Raw genomic sequence first — 3,847 nt, 5'->3', positions numbered from 1 at the left:
TTAACAAGAACGTCATTTTTATCGCATTTATTACGACGAAACTGTGATCCAAATAGAATCAAACCGCTGAAATGCAGCGGTTTGATATCATAAGTTATAGATTAAATTTCTTTCTAACTTATTGATTTATTAAATACCAGCACCGTGTCCAGGTTCTGATTGGTCATCAGAAGCGTCTTGTTGTTCTGCCATTTCTTCTTGCTGTTGTGCTTTCTCAATGCTCAACCACCAAACAAATAACTCATACCAAATTGCTAGGATAACGGCACCTAAGAACAGACCAACGATGCCGTAGAAAAGCATACCACCGATGGCACCGAGCAGAATCACAGGCATTGGCACGTCGACGCCACGTCCCATTAACATTGGTTTGAACAGGTTTTCAGAAAGAGCCGCAACTACGACCCAAACAGTAAACATGGTTGCTGTTGAGGTGTCTTGGGTCATGTACATGAAGCCAATCACAGGTAGCACTGCGAGCAACGCCGGGAGCTGAGCGATACATAAAATCATTAGAAGCAGTGTGAGTAAACCTGCTGCCGGAACGCCAAATACGAAGAAACCAGCACCGATCAACAGTGCTTGAATCGCCGCTACACCGACTACGCCAAGCAGTACGCTTTTAATTGTCGCAGCGATAAGCGTGGTCCAGCTTTTTGCGTTTTCACCAGCGGTTCGAATCGCGATGGTTCTTAAGCCTGATGCTGCAGATTCAGAGTACGTCATGAAACCTGCTGCAATCGCAAGTGACAAGATTGAAAGCAGTAAACTTCCCAATACGCCCCCCAGTGTACCCAGTAAAGATGTGAGTCCTGCCTTTATTTGTGGCATAAAGGTTTGAATAGCTTGTTCAAGATTAGTAGCGAATAGGGTCCACACTTCGTAGAGCTTATCACCCACGATAGGCCAATCCGCTACGGAAGGTTTTGGCCCTGGTATTTTCACTTGTCCATTTTGTAGTACTTCAAGCGCGTGCGTTGCACCATCCACAATGGAGCCTGATACCATAACAAGTGGCGTGACAAGGAGGGCAATACCAAGTAAAGCAATGGTTGTGGCTGCCAAGCCTCTACGACCACCATATACACGCTGCAATTTTTGGGTAAGCGGCATTAAAGCGACGGCTATAATAGCGCCCCAAATAACCGGAAGGATGAAGGGTTTGATGATGTCGTACGTAAACATCAGCAAGACAAAGATCAAGCCAATGCGTATTGCCGATTCCACCATATTACTGATGAAAATCTTACTGTCGATTTTTACCGATTGTTTATCCATTTTTGTTTACCTGATGATCAATGTTAGAACTGACGAGACTTGAAACAACAATCGCCATATAAAAAACACCTGTGATGGCCTCTAAATACACCACGACTTGAGCCAGTGGTGTTAGAGGACTAATGTCGCCATAACCGAGCGTGGTTAAGGTAACGAAACTGAAATACGCTGCATTGGAGAAGTTCTGCCCCCAAGAAATCGCTTCCATACCGGTAAAGGCTTCAGGCGAAAACTCAAGCAGAATGAGGTAGGCAATCGCCCACATCAGACCAAGCAGCAAGAAAAGCGCGACCGAGCCAATGACTTTGTTGCTGTTGACATGGCCGGTGAAAAGAATCTGTCTTGCGATGGATTTAAAAGTGCCGAAAAAGAACGCAAAGGTGAGGGCAAGCATCACCACATTCATCTCTCTGATGTCGAAAACGGTCTTGATCACAATCACAAGAACCCAAATACCAAACAGGCTGTAGAGGAAACGAGACCAGGTTTTGTCAAAGCGAAGGCTCGCAAAACAGACGATAAACGTCAGAACCGTGAAAGCCTGAAGTATGTGTTCAATCGTCCCTTCACCTACGACTTGTGCCATCGCACTCCCTAGCAACAAAATCACTAGTGCTAAGGTTAGATAGAAGAAGTTGTTTTCTTCATTAATATTTTTGAGGTTTTTACCAATGACCATGGCTCTTCTCACTTAGTTATTGTTCACTTTCTGCGGATGACTCTTTCATCACCATGATGGACGCAGAAAGCCCGAATCGAAGATCAACATCTTCAGGAAGTTCTTGTAGGGAGATTCGCACCGGAATACGTTGTGCTAAGCGAATCCACTGAAAAACAGGGTTTACGTTTGGAAGAAGGTTGTAGCCGACCGTGCCGTCTTTGGGCGCAATACCCCAACCAATCGAGTCAACCGTCGCGTCAATTGGCGTGTCTGGGTGAGACATCAAAGTGACACGCGCTTTGCTGCCAGGTTCGATTTGCGCAAGTTGGTTTTCACGGAAGAAACCAAATACCCAAAAGCTGTTTTTGTCGATCAGTGCGAGCAGTGGTTGGTTTGCGACCGCTTGCGTACCGTTTCTAATATCGAGGTTAGATACAAAACCATCGACGGTCGCATAAACTTTGGTAAAGCTGAGATTAAGGCGTGCTGATTTTAGTTGCTCTTCTGCAGATTTGATTTGCAGTAGCGACTCTTCGTAAGCGATTTCACGACGAATCAGATCCTTGTGAGAAACCGCGCCACGGTCTTTGGCACGAATGTCTTTTAAGCGGTCATATTCGATTTTTTTACCGCGAGAGCTAACAATGGAGCGCTCCAGTGCTACTTCGGCTTGAGATAACGCAACCTGGTAAGTCGCAGGGTCGATTTCAAACAGTAAATCCCCCGTTTTTACTTCTTGGTTGTCTTGCACCGCGACATTTACAATTGGGCCTGATACGCGAGGAGCCACTTTGATGACGTTAGCACGCACTTGCCCATCTCGTGTCCATGGGTTATTAAAGTATTCCTCAAACTTTTGATAGCCGAGCCAAGCTGCGCCACCAAGAATGACAAGATTGAGTGCGATTACTAATAGTTTTTTCATCTTGTTTGGCACCTAAAATTGAATATAAAAGCTGTCGATGGCCACCACATAACCGACCATGATGGCAATAAACGTCAGAGACGGAAAAGCGATGAAGCGAGACAAACGTGTCTTGTTCAATATCATCACCGTTATCCACGTGGCCGTGACGGCGAGAAAGAGCACGAGTAGCGTAGGAGAAAAGTAAACGTCTCCCCAAGAAAGTTCATGAGGCATTAGAGATCCTCCGTTTTGTTCTTATCGCCGTTTTCCGTCGGTGTTTCGATAGGCAAAGGCGGCAATACGCGGTTTTCTTCATTTAAATAACTTCCCCAGTCAGTGCGCTCTGTCATCTGCGTGGCAATCGATTCACTGATGAAAGGTTTGCCTGTTTGGGTTTGCCAGCCTCCACCGAGGGCTTTGTAGAGCGCGACAACTTGGTTCGCAACATTACCTTTGATCGTTGCGTAGCTGTCTTCTGCGCGGGTCATTTTTTCTACCGAGTTAAGCAGACGTTCGAATGAAATTTGTCCGTTTTCGTACTGTGTCATGGATATGTTGAACGCACGAATGGAAGAGTTGACCGATTGCAAGCGTAAATCTTTTTGCTGCAAATACAGTTCATATGCTTCGATTGCATTGGTGACTTCATTAACGGCTTGCAGTACCTTTTTGTTGTAGTTCGTCAGCGTTTCTTGGAAGCGAGCATCTTCGAAACGAATGTTATTTTTCACGCGTCCGTATTGGAAAATGTTCCAACTGAACGTTGGGCCAACCACCATGGTGAGCGAATCGCTAAAACTGAAACTGCTGCCATCGGGAACCGTACTGTCGATACCGATGGAACCGAACAACGAAAAGCTTGGGTACAGAGCGGTTTCTGCCACGCCAATCTGCGCACTTTGCGCGCGAGCTTGCATCTCAGAGACTTGCAAATCCGGACGTCGCATCACTAAGTTAGCATCCACTTGCGTATCCAAAAGCGGTGGACGTGGCACAATGGA

At 46.0% G+C, this 3,847-nt stretch carries 5 protein-coding genes; all 5 read right to left on the bottom strand.

Annotated features, from left to right (window positions below):
- Positions 1–129: 129 nt before the first annotated feature.
- Positions 130–1,278, bottom strand: a complete 1,149-nt coding sequence (locus tag IQR33_RS31585) for an AI-2E family transporter (protein WP_054576588.1) — start codon at positions 1,276–1,278, stop codon at positions 130–132.
- Entirely contained in the window at positions 1,271–1,957 is a 687-nt protein-coding gene (locus IQR33_RS31580) for a potassium channel family protein (RefSeq protein WP_005374942.1), read from the bottom strand. The genes IQR33_RS31585 and IQR33_RS31580 overlap by 8 nt, the downstream gene beginning before the upstream one ends.
- Before the next feature lie 16 nt (positions 1,958–1,973).
- Positions 1,974–2,864 (bottom strand): HlyD family secretion protein, encoded by an 891-nt coding sequence (locus tag IQR33_RS31575; RefSeq protein ID WP_054576589.1) that lies wholly within the window; start codon positions 2,862–2,864, stop codon positions 1,974–1,976.
- Between the two features lie 12 nt (positions 2,865–2,876).
- The gene (locus tag IQR33_RS31570) at positions 2,877–3,080 is read right to left on the bottom strand and encodes a DUF1656 domain-containing protein (protein WP_005374946.1); all 204 of its coding nucleotides are present in this window, start codon (positions 3,078–3,080) and stop codon (positions 2,877–2,879) included.
- A partial coding sequence (locus tag IQR33_RS35040) for a TolC family protein (protein WP_228014246.1) occupies positions 3,080–3,847 on the bottom strand: 768 nt, incomplete at its 5' end. The genes IQR33_RS31570 and IQR33_RS35040, both read right to left, overlap by 1 nt.

Origin of the sequence: Vibrio sp. OPT46 (assembly GCF_015163535.1) — a bacterium.
Classification (GTDB): Bacteria; Pseudomonadota; Gammaproteobacteria; order Enterobacterales; family Vibrionaceae; genus Vibrio; species Vibrio alginolyticus.
The sequence above is the reverse complement of the archived record's forward strand: the minus strand, read 5'-3'. Positions and strand labels throughout refer to the sequence as shown.

What these genes read in the sequence shown, in the direction of transcription:
- IQR33_RS31585 (WP_054576588.1), bottom strand. Translation starts at nt 1,278, where the DNA reads ATGGATAAACAATCGGTAAAAATCGACAGTAAGATTTTCATCAGTAAT.
- IQR33_RS31580 (WP_005374942.1), bottom strand. Translation starts at nt 1,957, where the DNA reads ATGGTCATTGGTAAAAACCTCAAAAATATTAATGAAGAAAACAACTTC.
- IQR33_RS31575 (WP_054576589.1), bottom strand. Translation starts at nt 2,864, where the DNA reads ATGAAAAAACTATTAGTAATCGCACTCAATCTTGTCATTCTTGGTGGC.
- IQR33_RS31570 (WP_005374946.1), bottom strand. Translation starts at nt 3,080, where the DNA reads ATGCCTCATGAACTTTCTTGGGGAGACGTTTACTTTTCTCCTACGCTA.